Annotated in this window: 16 protein-coding genes and 1 pseudogene; 8 read left to right on the top strand and 9 right to left on the bottom strand. The window is 68.1% G+C overall.

What is annotated here, in order from left to right; all coding sequences use genetic code 11:
- Positions 1-20: 20 nt before the first annotated feature.
- Positions 21-2,264, top strand: coding sequence for an FUSC family protein (locus G6N37_RS23655; protein WP_163683796.1), 2,244 nt, complete (start codon positions 21-23; stop codon positions 2,262-2,264).
- On the opposite strand, the gene G6N37_RS23650 is transcribed toward G6N37_RS23655, so the two are convergent.
- Positions 2,234-2,641, bottom strand: a complete 408-nt coding sequence (locus G6N37_RS23650) for a hypothetical protein (RefSeq protein ID WP_163683795.1) — start codon at positions 2,639-2,641, stop codon at positions 2,234-2,236. The two genes, G6N37_RS23655 and G6N37_RS23650, sit on opposite strands and share 31 nt — an antisense overlap.
- A 98-nt stretch (positions 2,642-2,739) precedes the next feature.
- Between G6N37_RS23650 and G6N37_RS23645 the strand changes: the two genes are divergently transcribed.
- The gene (locus tag G6N37_RS23645) at positions 2,740-3,993 is read left to right on the top strand and encodes a cytochrome P450 (RefSeq protein ID WP_163683794.1); all 1,254 of its coding nucleotides are present in this window, start codon (positions 2,740-2,742) and stop codon (positions 3,991-3,993) included.
- Here G6N37_RS23645 and G6N37_RS23640 read toward each other — a convergent pair whose 3' ends face one another.
- The gene (locus G6N37_RS23640; RefSeq protein ID WP_163683793.1) at positions 3,994-5,361 is read right to left on the bottom strand and encodes a cytochrome P450; all 1,368 of its coding nucleotides are present in this window, start codon (positions 5,359-5,361) and stop codon (positions 3,994-3,996) included. It abuts the gene before it with no gap.
- A 34-nt stretch (positions 5,362-5,395) separates the two neighbouring features.
- A complete protein-coding gene (locus G6N37_RS23635; RefSeq protein WP_163683792.1) occupies positions 5,396-6,280 on the bottom strand; it encodes an alpha/beta fold hydrolase in 885 nt (294 codons plus the stop codon).
- A 110-nt stretch (positions 6,281-6,390) separates the two neighbouring features.
- Between G6N37_RS23635 and G6N37_RS23630 the strand changes: the two genes are divergently transcribed.
- The 4 genes from G6N37_RS23630 (at position 6,391) to G6N37_RS23615 (ending at position 11,308) form a co-directional block, all read left to right on the top strand.
- Positions 6,391-7,290, top strand: a complete 900-nt coding sequence (locus tag G6N37_RS23630; RefSeq protein ID WP_163683791.1) for an NYN domain-containing protein — start codon at positions 6,391-6,393, stop codon at positions 7,288-7,290.
- Positions 7,277-8,470 carry an MFS transporter gene (locus G6N37_RS23625; RefSeq protein ID WP_163683790.1) on the top strand — a complete coding sequence of 398 codons (1,194 nt, stop codon included), beginning with the start codon at positions 7,277-7,279 and terminating at the stop codon, positions 8,468-8,470. Before G6N37_RS23630 ends, G6N37_RS23625 begins: the two co-directional genes overlap by 14 nt.
- Before the next feature lie 155 nt (positions 8,471-8,625).
- Positions 8,626-9,855: a cytochrome P450 gene (locus G6N37_RS23620; protein WP_163683789.1), complete on the top strand. Its 1,230-nt coding sequence runs from the start codon at positions 8,626-8,628 to the stop codon at positions 9,853-9,855.
- Between the two features lie 103 nt (positions 9,856-9,958).
- Entirely contained in the window at positions 9,959-11,308 is a 1,350-nt protein-coding gene (locus tag G6N37_RS23615; RefSeq protein WP_163683788.1) for a hypothetical protein, read from the top strand.
- Between the two features lie 160 nt (positions 11,309-11,468).
- Here the strand turns inward: G6N37_RS23615 and G6N37_RS23610 are convergent, their stop codons facing one another.
- On the bottom strand, positions 11,469-14,027 hold the full coding sequence (locus G6N37_RS23610) for a cation-translocating P-type ATPase (RefSeq protein WP_163683787.1): 2,559 nt from the start codon (positions 14,025-14,027) through the stop codon (positions 11,469-11,471).
- Entirely contained in the window at positions 14,024-14,968 is a 945-nt protein-coding gene (locus G6N37_RS26040) for a ferritin family protein (protein ID WP_197745717.1), read from the bottom strand. The genes G6N37_RS23610 and G6N37_RS26040 overlap by 4 nt, the downstream gene beginning before the upstream one ends.
- 207 nt (positions 14,969-15,175) lie before the next feature.
- Between G6N37_RS26040 and G6N37_RS23600 the strand changes: the two genes are divergently transcribed.
- Entirely contained in the window at positions 15,176-15,919 is a 744-nt protein-coding gene (locus G6N37_RS23600; protein WP_083171658.1) for a 2-thiouracil desulfurase family protein, read from the top strand.
- Positions 15,920-16,525: 606 nt separating this feature from the next.
- On the opposite strand, the gene G6N37_RS23595 is transcribed toward G6N37_RS23600, so the two are convergent.
- From G6N37_RS23595 to G6N37_RS23585, 3 genes are all read right to left on the bottom strand, one after another.
- Positions 16,526-16,690 (bottom strand): hypothetical protein, encoded by a 165-nt coding sequence (locus G6N37_RS23595; RefSeq protein ID WP_163683786.1) that lies wholly within the window; start codon positions 16,688-16,690, stop codon positions 16,526-16,528.
- A 162-nt stretch (positions 16,691-16,852) separates the two neighbouring features.
- Positions 16,853-17,074, bottom strand: a complete 222-nt coding sequence (locus tag G6N37_RS23590; protein WP_083171660.1) for a hypothetical protein — start codon at positions 17,072-17,074, stop codon at positions 16,853-16,855.
- A gap of 224 nt (positions 17,075-17,298) precedes the next feature.
- Positions 17,299-17,493: a hypothetical protein gene (locus tag G6N37_RS23585; RefSeq protein WP_163683785.1), complete on the bottom strand. Its 195-nt coding sequence runs from the start codon at positions 17,491-17,493 to the stop codon at positions 17,299-17,301.
- On the opposite strand from G6N37_RS23585, the gene G6N37_RS23580 reads away from it, so the two are divergent.
- On the top strand, positions 17,450-17,743 hold the full coding sequence (locus G6N37_RS23580) for a PepSY domain-containing protein (protein WP_276055277.1): 294 nt from the start codon (positions 17,450-17,452) through the stop codon (positions 17,741-17,743). The genes G6N37_RS23585 and G6N37_RS23580 overlap by 44 nt on opposite strands.
- An 86-nt stretch (positions 17,744-17,829) precedes the next feature.
- On the opposite strand, the pseudogene G6N37_RS23575 reads toward G6N37_RS23580, so the two are convergent.
- A pseudogene (locus G6N37_RS23575) lies at positions 17,830-18,234 on the bottom strand (DUF1259 domain-containing protein); the annotation flags it as partial.
- Positions 18,235-18,246: the final 12 nt, after the last annotated feature.

Below are 18,246 nucleotides of genomic sequence, written 5' to 3'. Positions count from 1 at the left end.
ACGAACAAGCCGGCAACTGGGTGATCGGCTCCGATCCCGGTTTGCTTCGGCTGCGGATGGCGACGCGGACGACGGCCGCGCTCGGCTGTTCGCTGCTGGCCCTCTACGCCCTGACCCGGGCGACGGGCCAGCCGCTGACCGTCGCGTTGCTGGGCGTCGTCATCACCATGGTCGCGGCGCGATCCGTCAACGAGCCCGACCCGCGCCGGCAGCGGATCACCATGGCGCTGCTGCCCGTGCCCGCCGCGGTGTGCATCACGGCCGCCGCGGTGCTCGCGTCCCACCAGGTGGTCAGCGACGCGGTGTTCGTGGTGGTCGTGTTCACCGCCGCGTACGTCCGCCGGTTCGGGGCGCGCGGCAGGGCGCTGGGCATGGTCGCGTTCATGTCCTACTTCTTCACGTTGTACCTGCGAGCGCGCATCTCGGAGCTGCCGTGGATGATCGGGGCGGTCGCGGTGGGCACCGTGTGCACCTTCGTGATGACCGCCTACGTCATGCCCGATCGGCCCGAGCGGGTGCTGCGCGCCACCGTCCGGGCGCTGCGGGCGCGAATGGCGATCGTCGTCGACACCACGGCGGAAGCCGTGCGCACCGGCCGCCTCGACGAACGACGCCGGCGCCGCATGCGGGCGCGCACCCTTCGGCTCAACGAGACCGCCCTGATGGTGCAGAGCCAGATCGAGGACAAGGCCGACCCCGCCATGCTGTGGCCCGGCGTCACCGCCGAACAACTGGCCCCCTGGCTGCTGGACGCCGAACTGGCGATCGAATGGGTGGCCACGGCCGGCCGGCGGGCCGCCGCGCTGGCCGCCGAGACGCCGGGCGCCATCCCCGGGCCCACCCGGGCCGCGCTCGTCGACGCGCTCTCCCGGCTGGCGCGGGCTATCCGCCTTCCCGAGCCCGACGGCCTCCGGCGGGCCGCCGGCCAAGCGCAGCGGCTCTTGGACGAGCAGTGCGGTCCCGCCGGCGACGACCCCGGCAGCGTCGCCGTGCGCCGGCTCGCGCTGGCGATAATCAACGCCGCCACAGCGACTTCGGACGTCCGGGCCATCGTCGACCGTGCGGTCACCGACGGCGACACCGTGCAGGCCGAGGACAGCGAGCGGCCGCCGGCCGCCGGCGGCGCGCCCCCCGACGAGCCCGCCGTGCATGCGCAGGACGAGGGCCTTCTGCCGACCACCCGGCAGGCCCTTCAGGTCACCGTCGCCGCGGCGCTGGCCATCGTCGTCGGCGAGCTGGTGTCTCCGGCCCGCTGGTATTGGGCGGTGATCGCCGCGTTCGTCATCTTCGCCGGCACCAACTCGTGGGGCGAGACCCTGACCAAAGGATGGCAACGCCTGCTCGGCACCCTGCTGGGCGTGCCCTGCGGCGTGCTGGTGGCCACGCTGCTGGCCGGCGACAAGACCGCCGCGCTCGCCGGGATTTTCGTGTGCGTGTTCTGCGCCTTCTATTTCATGACGGTCACCTACAGCCTGATGACCTTCTGGATCACCACCATGCTGGCGTTGCTGTACGGCCTGCTCGGCCAATTCTCTTTCGGCGTGCTGATGTTGCGGATCGAAGAGACCGCGATCGGCGCGGTCATCGGGGCCACCGTGGCGGTCGTCGTGCTGCCGACGCACACCACGACCGCGATCCGTGAGGACAGCCGGACATTCCTGGCCAGCCTGTCGGCGCTGATCGACGTGTCCACCGCGACGATGTTCGGGCCGGAGGAGGGTGTGCGCCCGTCCGAGCAGGCACGCCGGCTCGACCGGGACCTGCAGCAATTCCGGGTCACCGCCAAGCCACTGCTGGCGGGCGTCGCCGGCCTGGCCGGCCGGCGCAGCATTCGCCGCGCGCTGCGCATCTTCGCCGCGTGCGACCGGTACGGCCGCAGCCTGGCACGCAGCAGCGAGCAGTACCAGGACCCGGGGTCGCACGCTCTCGCCGTCGAAGCGGGCCAAGCCTTCTCGGCCGCCGCGGTCCAGACGCGGCGCAACATCGAGGCGCTGGCCGCCGCCATCGGCACCGGACGCGGGCCGACGATCATCTCGGCGGCCGACGACCTCGACAACGCCGAAACCCTGGCCCGTCAGCGCGACGGCGAAGGGGGGTCACCGGGCCAACCGCCGCCCGACATCCGACGATTCCTCACCGCGGTGCACGCGCTCCGCCAGATCGAGCGGGCCGTCGTGACCGCGGCCACCAACCTCGGCGGGCGCGAAACCGCCGGCGCCGAGTCTCACGGGTTTCAGAGGCCGGGCAGGCACGCGGGGAAATAGCACGGCTGATTGGGCCCCTGCGCCTTGCGCACCAGGTCGAAGAGCGCAGCCATGGTTTGCAGCAGCCGCAGTTCCACCCCGGGCCGCTGCGCGGGAGGCAGGTTTTGCGCGTCGTTGGACACCGTGGTGGCCTGCTGCTGAAGCTGCGTCAGGCGTTGTTGCCGCTGCGCCGGGGTGAGGTTGTCCCAGTTGTCGTGCAGCTCGTTCACCTGCCGCTGCAGCTCTGCGACCTCGGCTTCGGCGTCGGGCGCGGGGGGTGGCTCCAGCCGGTAACCGTGGCCGGACCCGGCCCGCGCCGTCGCGTCGGCCTGCGCGGGGCAAGCCGTCACGATCATGGCGGCCGTCAGGCCGGCGGCGGCCATCGCGGTGATTCTCATGGAGGCTTCTCTTCTTCAATGCTCGGCTTTATGGTGCTGGCAGTAAGACACGCGGGTTTTGCTACCGATCCCAACAAGCACGCGTGAGGAGAACTCCGATGGCCGCGCCGAACCTCCCGCCGGGCTTTGACTTCACCGATCCCGACATCTACGCCCACCGGTTGCCGGTGCGTGAGTTCGCCGAACTGCGCGCGACGGCACCGATCTGGTGGAACGAGCAGCCGCCCGGCGCGGGCGGCTTCGGCGACGGTGGCTACTGGGTGGTGACCAAGCACCGCGACGTCCGCGAGGTCTCGCTGCGCAGCGACGTTTTCTCCTCGGCGAGCAAGTCGATCGTGCCGCGTTACCGGGAAGACCTGGCGGCCGGCCAGATTGAGGCGGGCCGGGCGTCGATGATCATGATGGACGACCCCGAACACAGCCGGTTGCGCAAAATCGTCTCGCGGGCCTTCACGCCCCGCGCGGTGGAGCGGCTGCGCGCCGAACTTTCCGGGCGGGCGCGTCGCATCGTGACCGAAGCCGCGGCCGCCGGTTCGGGCGACTTCGTCCGCCAGGTGGCCTGCGAGTTGCCGCTGCAGGCCATCTGCGGGCTGCTCGGAGTTCCGCAGGAGGACTACGGCAAGCTGTTCGACTGGACGAACAACATGATCGGCAGCGACGACCCGGAGTTCGCCGGCAACGACTCGTTGACCTCAGCGGGCGAATTGATGTGGTATGCCATGCAATTGGCGGCCTGCAAGCGCGAGAACCCTGGTGACGACATCGTCACGACGCTGGTCCACGCCGACGCCGACGGCCAGCGCCTGTCCGAGGATGAATTCGGAATGTTCGTGGTCACCCTGGCCGTCGCCGGAAACGAGACGACCCGCAACTCCATCACCCAGGGAATGATGGCCTTCACCGAACACCCGGCGCAGTGGGAGCTGTTCAGGGCGCAGCGGCCCAAGACCGCCGCCGACGAGATAATCCGTTGGGCGACACCGATCACGGCGTTTCAGCGCACCGCGCTCACGGACACCGAGCTCGGCGGTGTCCGGATCGCCGAGGGCCAGCGGGTGGTGCTGTTCTACCGCTCGGCCAATTTCGACGAAGAGGTCTTCGACGACCCGTACGCCTTCGACGTCTTGCGCAGCCCGAACCCGCATGTCGGTTTCGGCGGCACCGGGGCGCACTACTGCATCGGCGCGAACCTGGCGCGCATGACGATCGACCTGATGTTCAGCGCGCTCGCCGATCACGTGCCCGACCTGACTCCGCTGGCGAATCCCGAGCGGCTGCGGTCGTCGTTCATCAACGGCATCAAGCACTGGCAGGTCGACTACCGGGGCGCGCGATCCCCGGTGGCCGGGTGACTACCGGGCCGGCGTCCGCGTTGCCGCCGCCACGGCGGGGACGTCCCTGATCGCCCTCAGCCGGATGCGGGCGCCGCGATGCGGCACCAGCACAACGAATTTCAGCTTCTGCCGTTCGCCGGCCGCGGCGGTGGTCTCGAGTTCGGCCCGGCGCAGGATCTCGCGCAGCACCACCCGCATCTCGACCAGCGCGAAGCCGGCGCCGAGACAGCGACGGTTACCGCCGCCGAACGGGAACCAGGTCGTCGGGCTCAGCGTCGCGCCCAGCATGCGGTCCGGATCGAACCGGTTCGGATCCGGGTACACCGAGGCGCTGGTGTGCACCAGCCCGATTCCCGGCGCCACCATCACCCCGGCGGGCAACCGGTAGCCGGCCACGTCGGCCGGTTCGGTGAGCACCCGGCCCACGTCGAACACCACCGGACGGATCCGCAACGTCTCCTTCACCAGCGCGTCGAGATATTCGTCCCCGGCCGGATCACCCGCGGCGCCGGCCTCGGCTGCGGCGACGGCCTTGGCCAGCACGGCGGGGTGGCGGGTCAACCGCTCGAGCGCCCAGGACAACCCGTTCGCGGTGGTGTCGTGCCCGGCCACCAGCAACGTCATCAGCTGATCGCGCAGCTCGTGGTCGGACATCGCGCGGCCGCCGTCGTCGGCGCGGACCAGCATGGCGAGCACGTCGGTGCGTTCGGCCAGGTGGGGGTCCGCGCGGCGCTCGGCGATCTCCGCGTAGAGCAAACGGTCGGCTTCGGCCATGCGCCGGCGCAGCCCCCGCCACGGGAGGTAGCGCTGCAGCTCCGGCTTCGCCAGCGCCAGCGTCGCCCACGGGCCCACGCTGAGCAGCCGCGGCATGATCGCCCGCAGGGCCGCGAGCCGCGCCGGGTCGGTGGCGCCGATGACCGTGCGCAGGATCACCTCGAGGGTGATCTCCGACATCTTGGGCGCGGCCGCGAAGCTCCTGCCCACCGGCCACCCCGCGATGTTCGCCGCGGCGATCTCGGCCATCAGCCCGGCTTGGCGCGCGACGGCGTCGCGATGGAACGGCGGCAGCATCAGGCGGCGTCGATCCCGGTGGACGTCTTCGTCGATCACCAGAAGAGAGGTGTCGCCCAGCAACCCGCTCAGCATCGAATTCGCTTCGCCGGCATGGAAGACGTGCGGGTCGCCGGCGAACACCGTCTTGATATCGGACGGGTCGGCCAGATACACCAGCGTGCCCATGCCCGCGACGCGCAGCGTGAACACGTTCCCGTAACGACGCCGGCAGGCGGCGACGAAGTGCGACCCCCGGTGCAGCATGACCGCGGCCTGTATCGCCCGGGGCAGCCGGGGCCCCGGCGGAAGCGCCGTACGCGCGGCTTTGCGCATCGCCGCAATCTTACGACCGGCTTGCGCGAGGAAGCTACGCCTCGGATTCCAGGCGCAGCTCGGTGGTCGCCGTTTCGTGGCGGTCGCTGTTCGCGATGAAATCCTCGATCAGCTCCACCACCTGGTTCGGCGCCTCCACCTGTGCGAAGTGGCCGACGTCGGGAAGGATTTCCAGCCTCGCGTCGGTGCGGGCCTCGTGCGCGGCGTACGCGTGATCGACGGGAATGATGCCGTCGCGCTCCCCCCAGATCGCCATCACCGGGAGGTCCTCGCGCAGCCGCAGCCTGGTGAGCGCGCTGACGGCCTGCCCGCGGTAGTCGACCACCGATCGCAGCGTCCGAAGAAACGACTGGCGCGTCTCGCCGTCCGACAGCGACGAGTAGGCGCTCCATATCTCGGCCCCGCGCGGCGAGTGGATGCCCGCGCCCCTCAACCACGACCTCAGCTTGTTGCCGACCGACAGCACGGGCTTGGGCGCGATGATCGGCAATACCAGCTCCGCCCCGGGCGCCGAGAGCAGCCGCAGCACCCAACCCACGTCGGGGCCCAGGCCGCCGCTGCTGATCAGGATCAACCGCTTGGCGTAGTCGGGGTGCTGATAGACGAACTGCATCGCGACGCCCCCGCCGAGGGATTGACCCACCAGGGTGGCCTGGCTGACGCCGAGTTCGTCGAGCAGGTCGCGCAGCCAGACCGCGAAGGCGCCCAGCGAGTAGTCGGTGCGGGGTTTCGCCGATTCGCCGTGGCCGAGCAGGTCCGGGGCGATGACCCGGAATTTCTTCGACAGCGGCGGGATCACCGACCGCCACGTCTCCGAACTGCCCGCCATGCCGTGGATGAGCAGCAGCACCTCGCCGTCGCCCTCGTCGCGGTAGGCGACCCGATCGCCGTGCAACTCGAGGAACTTCAACTCGTTCATTGCCCTGGTGTACCCGATCTGGCTGCTGTTTAGGGCCCCGGCGGGCCGAATCGTGACGGAAAACGCTTCCGACCGCCACAGTGCCGGACGCCTCAGCGATGATTTAGCCCATGACGGAACCCGTCGCGGCCCGCGTGGCCGTCTACCTCGACTTCGACAACATCGTGATTTCACGATATGACCAGGTACATGGCCGCAGCTCGTTCCAGCGGGACAAGGCCAAGGGGCTCGAGCAGTACGCCGAGCGGCTGGATCGGGCCACCGTCGACGTCGGCGCGATCCTCGACTTCGCGTCGTCGTTCGGCACCCTGGTGCTCACCCGCGCCTACGCGGACTGGTCGGCCGATATCAACGCCGGGTACCGCGGGCAGCTGGTCGCCCGCGCGGTGGACCTGGTGCAGTTGTTCCCCGCGGCGGCCTACGGCAAGAACGGCGCCGATATCCGGCTGGCCGTCGACGCGGTCGAGGACATGTTCCGGCTGCCCGATCTCACCCACGTGGTGATCGTGGCCGGCGACTCCGACTACATCCCGCTGGCGCAGCGTTGCAAGCGGCTGGGCCGGTACGTGGTGGGCATCGGGGTGGCCGGTGCGTCGAGCCGGGCGCTGGCGGCGGCCTGCGACGAGTTCGTCATCTACGACTCGCTGCCGGGCGTGCCGGCTCTCGAACCGGGGCCCGCGGTCCCCGACACCGGCGACGAGGCGAAGCGTCCGAAGCGACCTGCCGGGCGCGCCAAGACGGCGCAGCCCGAGGAACCGGAGCCGCCCGATCCGCAGGCCGCCGCCACGGCGCTGCTGACGCGCGCGCTGCAGATCGGCCTGGAGAAGGACGACGTCGACTGGCTGCACAACTCCGCGGTGAAGGCACAGATGAAGCGGATGGACCCGTCGTTCAGCGAAAGGTCCTTGGGATTCCGGTCATTCAGCGATTTCCTGCGTTCGCGTTCCGATGTGGTCGAGTTGGACGAGACGTCGACGACCCGGATGGTGCGGCCTCGTGCCCAAGACTGAAACCGACTCGGGCCCCCGCTGGCTCACCCGCAACGTTCGGGTGCTCTCCGGGGTCTCGTTCCTGCAGGACACCGCCAGTGAGCTGCTGTATCCGCTGTTGCCGATCTACCTGACGGCCGTGTTGGGCGCGCCCCCGTCGGTGGTGGGAGCCGTCGAGGGCGCCGCCGAGGGTGCGGCGTCGCTGACGAAACTCGCCGCGGGCCCGCTCGCCGACAGGTTCCAGCGCCGCCCGTTGATCGCCGGCGGCTACGGGATGGCCGCGCTCGGGAAGGTCATCATCGCGGTGGCGGCGGCCTGGCCCGGTGTGCTGGCGGGTCGCGTCGTCGACCGGCTCGGCAAGGGGGTTCGCGGCGCACCGCGGGACGCACTGCTCGTCGACGACGTGGACGAAGCGCTGCGCGGGCGGGTTTTCGGCTTCCACCGCGCGATGGACACCCTGGGGGCCGTCGCCGGTCCGTTGCTCGGATTGGTCGGCTATGAGCTGCTGGACCACCGAATCGCCCCGCTGCTGTATATCGCCATCGTGCCCGCTGTGCTGTCCGTGGCGCTCGTCTTTCTGGTGCGCGAGCGGGCCCGTGGTGCCCCGCGAGCGCAGCGGCCGTCGATGTGGTCCGGCGTGCGCTCGTTGCCGCGGCCGTACTGGCGGGTGACCGTACTCCTGGTGGTCTTCAGTGTGGTGAATTTCCCCGACGCCCTGTTGCTGTTGCGGCTCAACGAGATCGGCTTCTCGGTGGCGGAGGTGATCCTGGCGTACGTCGGGTACAACGCGGTGTATGCCCTGGCCAGCTACCCGGCCGGATCGCTGGCCGACCGCGTCGGCCGCCCCGCCTTGTTCGGCCTCGGACTGACCTTCTTCGCGGTTGGTTACATCGGGCTGGGACTGACCACCGACGTCGTGACCGCCTGGCTGCTGATCGGCGCCTATGGGTTGTTCACCGGGTGCACCGACGGCGTCGGCAAGGCGTGGATTTCCGGGCTCGTCGATCAGGAACACCAGGCCAGTGCGCAGGGCGTGTTCCAGGGCGCGATCGGTTTTGCCGTCCTGGTCGCGGGGTTGTGGGCGGGCTTGCTATGGGGCTCGAAAGGTCAACTGCCACTGCTTATTTCGGGGATCTCCGGTGGCGTGTTCGCGGTGGTGCTGCTCGGCGGCCAGTTGACCCGCGCCATGAGGAGCCGCTAGCCACCGCGCGGGTGGCCACACGGTCGATGCTTTTTGTATGGCCGGCCGCGTCGAACGACCGCAACCACGCGCGACGTCGTTGACAGCCAACGGGCGCGGCCATACATTGTGTGCAAGTTGTCGCGAACTATTCGCGCAACGCCGAGGAGACCGTCATGACCGTCGGTACCGCTGCCACAAGCGTTTTCGATGCCGATCTGCCGACGCTCACGTACGGCCCCGAGGAAACCCCCGCCGAGGTCTACCCCCGCATTCAGGCGGCGCAACGGCATGCCCCTGTCGCCATCGGACCGCACGGCCCCGAAGTCCTGTCCTACCAGCTCGTCCGCTCCGTGCTGCGCGACGGCCGATTCCACATCCCGCCCGGGATCAATCTGCTCGCCCAGGGCCTCACGTCGGGTCCGTTGTGGGACAAGGTGGTCAACAGCCTGCTGTGCCTGGAAGGCGACGCGCACCATCGGCTGCGCAGCCTGACCTCGAAGGCGTTCACGCCGCGCGCGACCCTGAGGCTGCACGACACCATGGCCAAGGTGATGAACGAGCTGGTCGACGGGGTCGTCGACGCGGGCCGCTGCGACGTCGTCACCGATCTCGCGCGCCCCTATCCCGTCCCGATCATCTGCGCGTTGCTCGGCGCTCCCCCCGAGGATTGGCAACAGTTCTCCCTGTGGGCGGACGACGTCTTCAAGGCCTTCAGCTTCAGCGTCGACCTCCGGCAGGTCGAGCCCGTCGTCATGGAGGCCTGGCGGCAGCTCGACGACTACGTCGACGAGATGGTGGCGCGGCGGCGGCACAGCCTGACCGATGACCTGCTTTCCGACCTGATCCGCGCCGAGGACGACGGCGATCGCCTGAACACGGCCGAATTGCGGATGCTCGCAGGCGGCCTGCTCCTGGCGGGGACGGACACCACCCGAAACCAGGTGGCCGCCTCGGTGCACATCCTCTGCGAGCACCCGGAGCAGTGGGACCTGCTCAAGGCGCACCCCGAACTGGCGATGCCCGCCGTCGAGGAGACGATGCGCCACTCGCCGATCGCGTGCGGAACCCTGCGGCTGGTGATCGAGGACGCCGAGCTGGACGGCTACCTCTTTCCCGCCGGCACGATGGTCCTGGTGAACACCGCCGCGGCCAACCGCGACCCGGCGGTGTACGACGACCCCGACCGCGTCGACATCACGCGTGCGGGCGCGCCGCCCATCTTGACCTTCGGCGGCGGCGTGCACTACTGCCTGGGGGCCAACCTGGCCCGCCGCGAGATCGCCGAAGCGCTGAACGTCATCGCGAGGCGCCTGCTCAACCCGCGCACCGCCGGGCCGGTTCCGTGGAAACCGATGGTGAGCCTGAGCGGCCCCAAGAGCCTGCCCATCGAGTTCGACCGGTAGCAGGTCCGCGGCCGGGTGTGACGAAGACCGCCTGACACAAGTCGCGGTGGGTCCCGGCCCGCTTTACGCTCGTTGGTTACACGAACTTAACGGGGGTTTTTTGATGCGGGCGTTTACGGGGCAAACTGTGCCCAAATGGGGGCTTGCCCTGGTCACGTCCGTTGTCTGCCTGGCGGTCGTTTCCTGCTCGGAAACCGCGTCGCCGCCCGCGGCGGTCCCGACCACCTCGACTTCTGCCGGTAAAACGACCGCCCGGTCGGCTCCCCAGCCGCCTCCGGTGACCGGTCCGCTGGAGAAGGACTGGAAAACCTACGGCGCGACGGCGTACTTCGGTTGTCCCGAGAAATTCTCGCCGGGCAAATCCGCGCTCGAGGGCATCCGGCCCAAAGTATTCGATACGAAAACCGGGCAATACGTGGCGCCCGGGGTCCCTACGGTCCCCGCCGGCGAGAATCTGACCGGGGGCATCTGCGCGCTGACCGGGACGGCCGACGACATGAAGGTCGTCTATCTGACCACGACCGTCAAGCCGGCGCACGGCCCGGACCCCGAGGTCGCCAAGGCCACCGCATACGCCTTTGACCTCAAGACCAACCACCCGTTGGTGACCAAAGAGCTGCAGCCGCCCAACCCCGACCTGAAGTTGACCCCACCCGACGACTGGAGCCTGGCGGCGACCGCGTCGGGTGTCGCGTGGGTGAACGCCTTTACCGACGGGCACAGCGCCACCTCGGCGCCGAGGACCGTGATCCTTTCCGGTTCCGATCTTTCGCCGATGTGGGACGACCCGCAGCCGGGTCACGCGTGGCAGGACGTGCTGTCGTTCCAGCGCAACACCGACGCCGCCAAGACGTCCGGTGCCGAGCTGCGCCGGCCAAGCGGGGAAGCGATCTATCAGGACAACGACATCTGGACGGTCGACGGCGAGTTATCCGACGGCCCAGACAAACTGGTGAAGATGACGCACTGGGATTCCTACAATCCCCCGGTGGTCTCGACGATGTTCTACGACCTGAACGCCAAATCCGTCATCAAAGTCGGTGATTCCGAAAAGGTTTCGGGCGGCGGGCTCTCCGCCACGTTGTCGGACGGGAAGCTCTTCATCGACGGCCGCAATTCGGATACTTCGCAGTTCGGGTTCGGGGTGTGGAACCTGCGCACCCAGCAGTGGGACTTGCTGAAGGCGCGCGAGGACGCGAAGAAGATGCCGATCGCCAAATTGGCGTTCTTCGAGGACCACCTCTACATCACCAACGTCGGCAACACGTTCGCCGTCCTCGCCCTGCCGGGCACCGATCCGATCGCGACCACCTGGTCCGTCCGGCCCTTCGCGCGGATCTCGGGCTGGACCCTGGTGTGTCGCGGTGAGAATGCCGCGGCCCTCAACGGGGAGTGCAAGGACATCGTGATGGTGCAGGACCAGGACGGCCACTTCCCCGGCCCGTGGTCCTGAACCCGTCAGCCTCGAAAAAGACGTCGATGACTTTGGCCCCTCATGAACGTCCATGCAGATGCCGATGCCGCCGGCGTAAGCGGTGGACGATCACCGTCTGACCGGCAATCGAATAGCCGGGGTTGGGCACAACTCTGGGCACGGTCGCTGCCACCGGGTGCTAGCGCCGCGCTGCGGCGGTCTTGTAGATCTCGAACCACGCGACCCCGATGACGCCGGCCGCGACGGCGATGATCCAGTCCCGCGGTGTGATCGGGCCGAAGTTGAAGGCGCGGCGCAGTCCGGGAACCACCAGCACCATGACGAGCAGCGAAGCCGCCGCGGCGAGTATCCACTTCAGGGCGCGGTTGCGCCGCTCCCGGAACGTTCGCCAGATCGGAAGCCGCCATGACCGATTCACCAGAATCAACGCGAGATTGCCGACGACGAGCGCGACGAACGTCACCGAGCGGACGACATTGTCGGGGCGATCGTTGAGCGCTGCCCACAGGAAAACGCCGAGGGTAGCGGCGAGCACCGAAAGCCCTTGCAGAGCGGCAATTGTCAATACGCGTGCACCGAACATCCGCTCGTTCGGCCCGCGCGGCGACGATTCCATGATCTTAGGGTCGGTCTCCTCGGCTTCGAACACCACCGAGCACGCAGGATCGATGATGAGTTCGAGGAATGCGATCTGGACGGGCAGCAGCACGAGGGGCCAGCCGGCGACGAAAACCGGGATGAGCGACATGCCAACGATCGGGATGTGCACGGCGATCACATAGGCCATCGCTTTCCGCAAATTGTCGAAGATGCCGCGGCCCTGCCGCACTCCACCAACGATCGACGTGAAGTCGTCGTCGGTGATGACGAGCCCAGCGGACTCGCGGGCGACGTCGGTGCCATGCGCCCCCATTGCGATGCCGATGTTGGCCGCGCGCAACGCCGGAGCGTCATTGACGCCGTCACCGGTCATTCCGACCACTTCACCGTTGGCTTGCAGGGCGCGGACGAGTTGGAGCTTCTGCTCTGGCACCATTCGGGCGAAAACACTGACGGATCGGATGCGGCGAGCCAGCTCATCATCCGACATCACTTCGAGATCCCGGCCGGTGATGCAGCCGGCGGCATGGTCTAAGCCGATGTCGCGGGCGATCGCCAGTGCGGTGCCGGGATAGTCGCCGGTGATCATGATCGTGCGGACGCCGGCGCGCCGGCATTCAGCGACCGCACCGGCCACGCCCGGGCGCACCGGGTCATTAAGACCAGCCAGCCCGAGGAATGCGAATTCGAAGTCGTGCTGCTCGGCCGGCAATGCGGTGTGGTCGTCGAAGCGGGCGCACGCCACCGCGAGGACCCGTTGGCCGCCGGCGGTGGCGCGCTCCACATCGGCGGTCAGTGCGGCGAGCTGGTCGGCGGTGAAGTGGCACAGGTCAGCGATCGCCTCGGGTGCGCCCTTGGCGGCGATGACGAACTTGCCGCCGTCGGGCGAGCGCCAGACGTGCGACAGCGCCAACAACCTTTCCGAGAGCGGATATTCGCGCACCAGTTCCCACGCGGCGTGGACGTGTTCGGTTCCGGACAGGTACTTCTCGCCAAGTTCCCTGAACGCTTTGTCCATCGGATCGAACGGATCAACGGGCGAGGCCAGCACGGCAAACTCCGCGATGGTGTGAAACGCCTCGGGTAGCGGGTCCTCGCCGAGGGTATGAGCATGCCCGTCAACGATGAGCTGGCACACGGTCATTCGGTTCAGCGTCAGGGTGCCCGTTTTGTCGACGCACAGGACCGTCGCCGATCCCAGCGTTTCGATCACCGGGGGACGCCGAGTGAGGACCTGCTTACGCGACATTCGCCAGGCGCCCAGCGCCAGAAACACCGTCAGAACCACCGGAAACTCCTCCGGCAGCAGCGCCATCGCGGTCGCGATGCCCGCGAGCACACCCGTAAGCCAATTGCCTCGTGTCAGCCCGTAAACAATCACGACGACGACCGCGACGGCAAGACCGAAAACGGCGAGAATTCCTACGAGGCGGTCGATTTCCCGTTGCAGCGCAGTGCGCTCCGGCTCTATCGTGCGCAGCGCCGTTCCGATCTTTCCCAGCTCGGTGCCTGCGCCGGTTTCCCTGACCACCGCAACGCCGTGGCCCTTGACCACCAGGGTTCCCGAAAAGACCCACGGCGTCGCGTCCCCACCGGGTCGGCCCATGGCCGCCGACATCGCCGGCGGCTCGATCGACGCCTTCCGCACCGGCACGGATTCGCCCGTCAGCGCTGCCTCGTCAACCGAAAAGTTCGCGCATTCAAGAAGGACGGCGTCAGCGGGGACCCGGTCCCCCTCGGCGAGAAGGACCACATCGCCGCGCACAACGTCGCGGCCGGCAATGCGTACCTGCGTCCCGTCCCGTACGACGAGCGCCCGGGGCGACGACAGGTCACGCAGCGCGGCCAGCGCCCGTTCAGTTCTGTGCTCCTGATAGATCGAAATCGTGATGACCACGACGACGAAACCCAACAGCATGATGCCGTCCAGCGGCTCGGCCACCAGGAAGTTCACCAGGCCGGCGCCGAGGAGCAGGAGCAGCATGGGCTGGCGTACGACATCCCAGGCTTCCTGCAGCAGGTTCCGCCGCATCTGGGCCGCGAGCTCATTTGGTCCGTCGGCGGCGAGCCGACGCGCGGCCTCCTGGGCTGTTAGCCCGGACAGGGCCGCGCCGGTTCCTGCCTCCGCCAGGGTCATGACGCAGTCAGCGCCTTCTGAAAGGTCTGCTGGTGGATCTTCTCGTCGCCGGCGATTTCCCGGAACAGGTTGGCGGCCTGAGGGTTTCCCGCCTGATCGGCTTGGCGGGCATAGTCGGGATACATGACATCGGCCTCGTGCTGCTCACCGTTGATCGCGTCTTGCAGGTTTGCGTTGGTGTCGGTGGCCACCAACCCGGCCAACGTGGCCAGCATCGCGAAATGCTCGTTCAACTCAAAGTTGGCGGCGTTGGTAAAGAGTTGCGCCACCGCCGGGTTACCGTCTCGTCGTGCCTGATCGGCGTAGCGCATGTATTTCGCGTAGGCGAACGCCTCGCCCTGCATCGCTGTCCGCAGGTTCGCCAGCGTGGCCCCGGACGACCGCGCGGGCCCGGCCGTGATGGCCGCCGGTGCCGGCGTTGCGCCGGCCGGAACCGACGCGCCACCGCCAGGGTTGCTCACCGCGTTCAGTGCGGCCTGGAAGTCCTTGAGGTGGGCTGCCTCGTCGGTGCCGATCTCGCTGAAGGCGGATGCCGCGGCCGGATCGTTGTCAGCGGTGGCCTGCTTGGCGAAGCCCGGATACATGGAGTTGGTCTCGGTGGTCTCGCCGTTGATCGCGTCGCGCAGGTTGGCCGCGATGTCGCTGCCCAGCCCGACCAGATCGGCCTCGCGGGCAAAGTGATCCATGTGCTCGGTCTGGGCGGCGTTGGTGAAGTCCTGCGCGGCCTGCGCCCGCCCGGCCTGCTGCGCCTGAGTCGCATAAGCCAGATACTTCGCATGGGCGAGCGCCTCACCGTGCATGGCTGACAACGCATTTGATCGGGTGGAATCGGCCAGGGGGGAGGGGGATGACGATGCCGGTGGCGCCGGGTGACTCGAGCATGCGGTCACCAGCAGCGCGGCAGTGCAGACCACAACCTGGAACCACTTCGCCTGATACATGGTGAACCTCGCAGTCGATGTGTCGATCGTCTCGCTGTAACGCCGACGGTAGTTTTCGGTGCCGCGTCAGGCCAAGGGGCGGAAGTCCTGTGTTTGCATCGCCTGGCGGCGCTGTTTTCGCCCGGGCGGCTCACCTCCGCCGATCGATCAGGGCGGGTGGCGGCCGAAACTGCTCCGCACCGGACGAGCCGAGATAACGTGTCGACCATGCGCCGTAGACGGACACCGTCCCAAGCGCAGCTGCTGCTCGACCAGCTGCGCGATGAGCGCGGTCGGCGGATTGTCCTCGTGTCGCACTGTCTGCTGAACGAGAACACGCGTTACGCCGGCGGCGCCACCCGACCGGGTGCGGTGTCGGAGTCGGTCGAGGAGCTCATCAGCGAGGGTTACGGCATTCACCAGCTGCCGTGCCCGGAGCGGCTGGCCTGGGGCGGGACCCTCAAGCCGCACAGCCTGCACCTGTACCACTCCAAGGGCGGACTGCTGTACCCGCTGCGCGGTCCGTTGCTGCGCGGATTCGTCGCCTGGACCCGCCTGGTCTACCGGCGGCTGGCGCGGCGGGTCGCGCGCGACGTCGCCGACTACGAGCGGTCCGGGATCACCGTCGCGGGCATGGTCGGAATCGGCGCCTCGCCATCGTGTGGGGTCACCACGACCTTGGACATGCGGGCATCGCTCGAGGTGGTCGCATCCTGCCCGGCCGCCGCCCTCACCCGCGACGTCATGAACGAGCGCGCCGTGCTCGGGTGCCGCCGCAAGGGCGAGGGCCTGTTCATCGCCGCGCTGGACCGGCAGCTGCGCCGCCGAGGGGTGGAGGTTCCGGCGTTAGAGCACGACCTCGCGGCGGAGCTTCGCGGTTCCCAGCAGACCCTGCTTGCCGCGGGCGCGTTGCGGACGGTGAGGGCACTCGGGAATTCAAAGACCCCTTCCCACGACATCGCAAGCCACTGATCTGCTTCCGGATGCTCAGCTGGCACAAGCACAGGTCAGGGCACGCAATTCGGGGCACGTGCTCGCGCGGCACGGCCTGAACACGCTTGCCATAGTTACCCTACGGGGGTATGGTTCCGGGCATGAACGAGACAGAGACCTGCCACTGCAAATCCACCGGATGCACCTGTGGCGACTCCGCCTGCACCCAGGCCGGCGGCTGCGCCTGCGGCCACCCCGCGTGCACGTGTAACGACTAGTCGCCTGCAAAGAAAAGGCCTCAACCCTGCCTAGGCAGACCGTCATCGATGCCAGCCCCAGGCCATAGTGATTAATTTCCCTGCGATTTCGATCCTCTGCGCCAGTGCAACCATCGCCCTCGGCTTGGGCATTGACCTCGCGCCGGGGGCCAGTGCCGACCCGAACCCATTCGGCAATCTGAGCTGCTATTGCCAGCAACCACCGGGCCTCGGTCCTGACGTCACCGGTCAGATCGCCGGGGGAATCCGCGACGGCCTCTCTCGACTGCAGGCCCATCGAGGCGACTCATCACCTGCCCGACCCTGACGCGAGGCCGCCCGGCAACGCAGAGGACCTATGGCCCTACCCCGTAGGGGTATAACGACGTCAAATGGGTGATACGCACAAATCGAGAGCGGAGACTGTGATGAAATCTCGAGCGATGACGGCGATCGCGCTGTCCAGCGGTGCGGCAGTGCTGACCCTGGCGGCAGCCTTCGGCAGCGAATCACCCAGCACCACAACCACATCGATTGCAACCCCGACGTCCACCGTTGCACCGGCGCCCCCGACCACTGCCGGTCCCGGAGCACCCGCGGCCAGTCAGCCCACGAGGGGCTTCAACGGCCCCGGAGGCGACACGGGTTGCATTCCCCATATCAACTGCTAGGCCGACCGCGCCGGGCTCTCGGCCGGCCTCGAGGCGTCTCGTCGCTAGAAGAGGTGAGGCGTGCTTCGGTGATGCCGGTGGTCGTAATGCACGACCGCCCCGACCACGCCGGCCCCGACGCCGACGCAGGACAGCAGGGCGGCGGCCGCCACCATCGCCCAACCCGGGTGGCCGGTGCCCGCCGCGAAGAGGGCCATCGGCAGCGCCGCGAACGCAAGGAGTGTGGCAAACCACCCGGTCCAGGCGGCGAATCTATTGAGCATCATGACAGAGCCTCCTTAGCCGTCAGTCACGATCATCGTCCTCGTAACGACCGGCCGGCAAGGTTCCGGATGAATAGATTCCTTGTCGGGGCGTACCTGCGCCGTTGAACCGTCGGCCCAGCTGAGCGCGACGCCCGCAACCCAACGGACCGAGCGGGCAACGGGCCATGGCGATCACCATCGAGGCGATGCCGCCGCTCGCAGGTCCGAATCCTCCACCTCGGCGGTCATTGCGTCGCCAAGTTCAAAGCCTGCATGCCCGACTCAGCACGAAGACGTGCCTGCGGGCAAACGACTTCGAGCACATTCATCCTGGCTTCATGTGCCGGCGCTAGCGTCGCTTCCATGATCAGGTCAAGACGAGAAGGGACGAAATCGATGAGGGCCAGAACGAAAATCGGCATCGGCGTGGCCAGTGCCACCGTCCTAGCGGCCATTGGCGTCGGCGTCGCCGCCGCCGACGACCAGGAGATCACCGGGCCGCCCGCCGATCAGGCCCGCGCCGCGGCGGTGCAAGCCATTCCGGGCAAAGCCGGGAAGGTCGAAAAGGAAACCAACGAGGGCGCCGCGTATTACGGGGTAGTCGTCACCAAACCCGACGGCACTCAGGTCGAAGTTCACCTAGACCAGGGCTTCCACTTCGTAGGGACTGAAGCCCCGGATAATGACTGACCGGGAGGACGAATGACGTTGTCGCCGAGCACCAGCCATGGTGATCAACCGATCGCGTAAGTCAAACCTCGTGGCTTGGGCCGGCTCTACGCCGCCCGCAGATTGGTGGCGTCGAGCGCCGGGCGCAACGCCTTCGCCAGGGTGACCGCGTCATCGACGCCCCAATAGTGCATATAGAACAGCCTGGGTTGCTCGGTGAGTCCGTGGTTCTGCAATTCGACGATCTGAAGTCCCCCGTTGATCGCTGCGCGACCGCCGCCGACGGGTTGGAAATTGACGACGGTCGTCAAGTTGAGTGACGCCGGCGGAAGGATGCGCCCGTCCTCGACGATGGTGTCCTTGCGGGGGATGCTGCACTTGAACAAGCCGCCGTCGGCGGTCCCCTTGCGGCCCAACGCTTGTTGGACTCCGGCGACATCGATGTCGACCGGCGGCTGCACCGTCGGCGCCGGGGTGGCCGGCCCGATCGATGTCGCGTCCAGCGCCGCTTTCCTCATCGCAGC

Origin of the sequence: Mycobacterium seoulense (genome assembly GCF_010731595.1) — a bacterium.
Taxonomy (GTDB): Bacteria; Actinomycetota; Actinomycetes; order Mycobacteriales; family Mycobacteriaceae; genus Mycobacterium; species Mycobacterium seoulense.
Note: the sequence above shows the minus strand (reverse complement) of the source record. Positions and strands in the feature narration are given on the sequence as shown.

What these genes read in the sequence shown, in the direction of transcription:
- G6N37_RS23650 (WP_163683795.1), bottom strand. Translation starts at nt 2,641, where the DNA reads ATGAGAATCACCGCGATGGCCGCCGCCGGCCTGACGGCCGCCATGATC.
- G6N37_RS23645 (WP_163683794.1), top strand. Translation starts at nt 2,740, where the DNA reads ATGGCCGCGCCGAACCTCCCGCCGGGCTTTGACTTCACCGATCCCGAC.
- G6N37_RS23640 (WP_163683793.1), bottom strand. Translation starts at nt 5,361, where the DNA reads ATGCGCAAAGCCGCGCGTACGGCGCTTCCGCCGGGGCCCCGGCTGCCC.
- G6N37_RS23635 (WP_163683792.1), bottom strand. Translation starts at nt 6,280, where the DNA reads ATGAACGAGTTGAAGTTCCTCGAGTTGCACGGCGATCGGGTCGCCTAC.
- G6N37_RS23630 (WP_163683791.1), top strand. Translation starts at nt 6,391, where the DNA reads ATGACGGAACCCGTCGCGGCCCGCGTGGCCGTCTACCTCGACTTCGAC.
- G6N37_RS23620 (WP_163683789.1), top strand. Translation starts at nt 8,626, where the DNA reads ATGACCGTCGGTACCGCTGCCACAAGCGTTTTCGATGCCGATCTGCCG.
- G6N37_RS23615 (WP_163683788.1), top strand. Translation starts at nt 9,959, where the DNA reads ATGCGGGCGTTTACGGGGCAAACTGTGCCCAAATGGGGGCTTGCCCTG.
- G6N37_RS23610 (WP_163683787.1), bottom strand. Translation starts at nt 14,027, where the DNA reads ATGACCCTGGCGGAGGCAGGAACCGGCGCGGCCCTGTCCGGGCTAACA.
- G6N37_RS26040 (WP_197745717.1), bottom strand. Translation starts at nt 14,968, where the DNA reads ATGTATCAGGCGAAGTGGTTCCAGGTTGTGGTCTGCACTGCCGCGCTG.
- G6N37_RS23600 (WP_083171658.1), top strand. Translation starts at nt 15,176, where the DNA reads ATGCGCCGTAGACGGACACCGTCCCAAGCGCAGCTGCTGCTCGACCAG.
- G6N37_RS23590 (WP_083171660.1), bottom strand. Translation starts at nt 17,074, where the DNA reads ATGATGCTCAATAGATTCGCCGCCTGGACCGGGTGGTTTGCCACACTC.
- G6N37_RS23580 (WP_276055277.1), top strand. Translation starts at nt 17,450, where the DNA reads ATGAGGGCCAGAACGAAAATCGGCATCGGCGTGGCCAGTGCCACCGTC.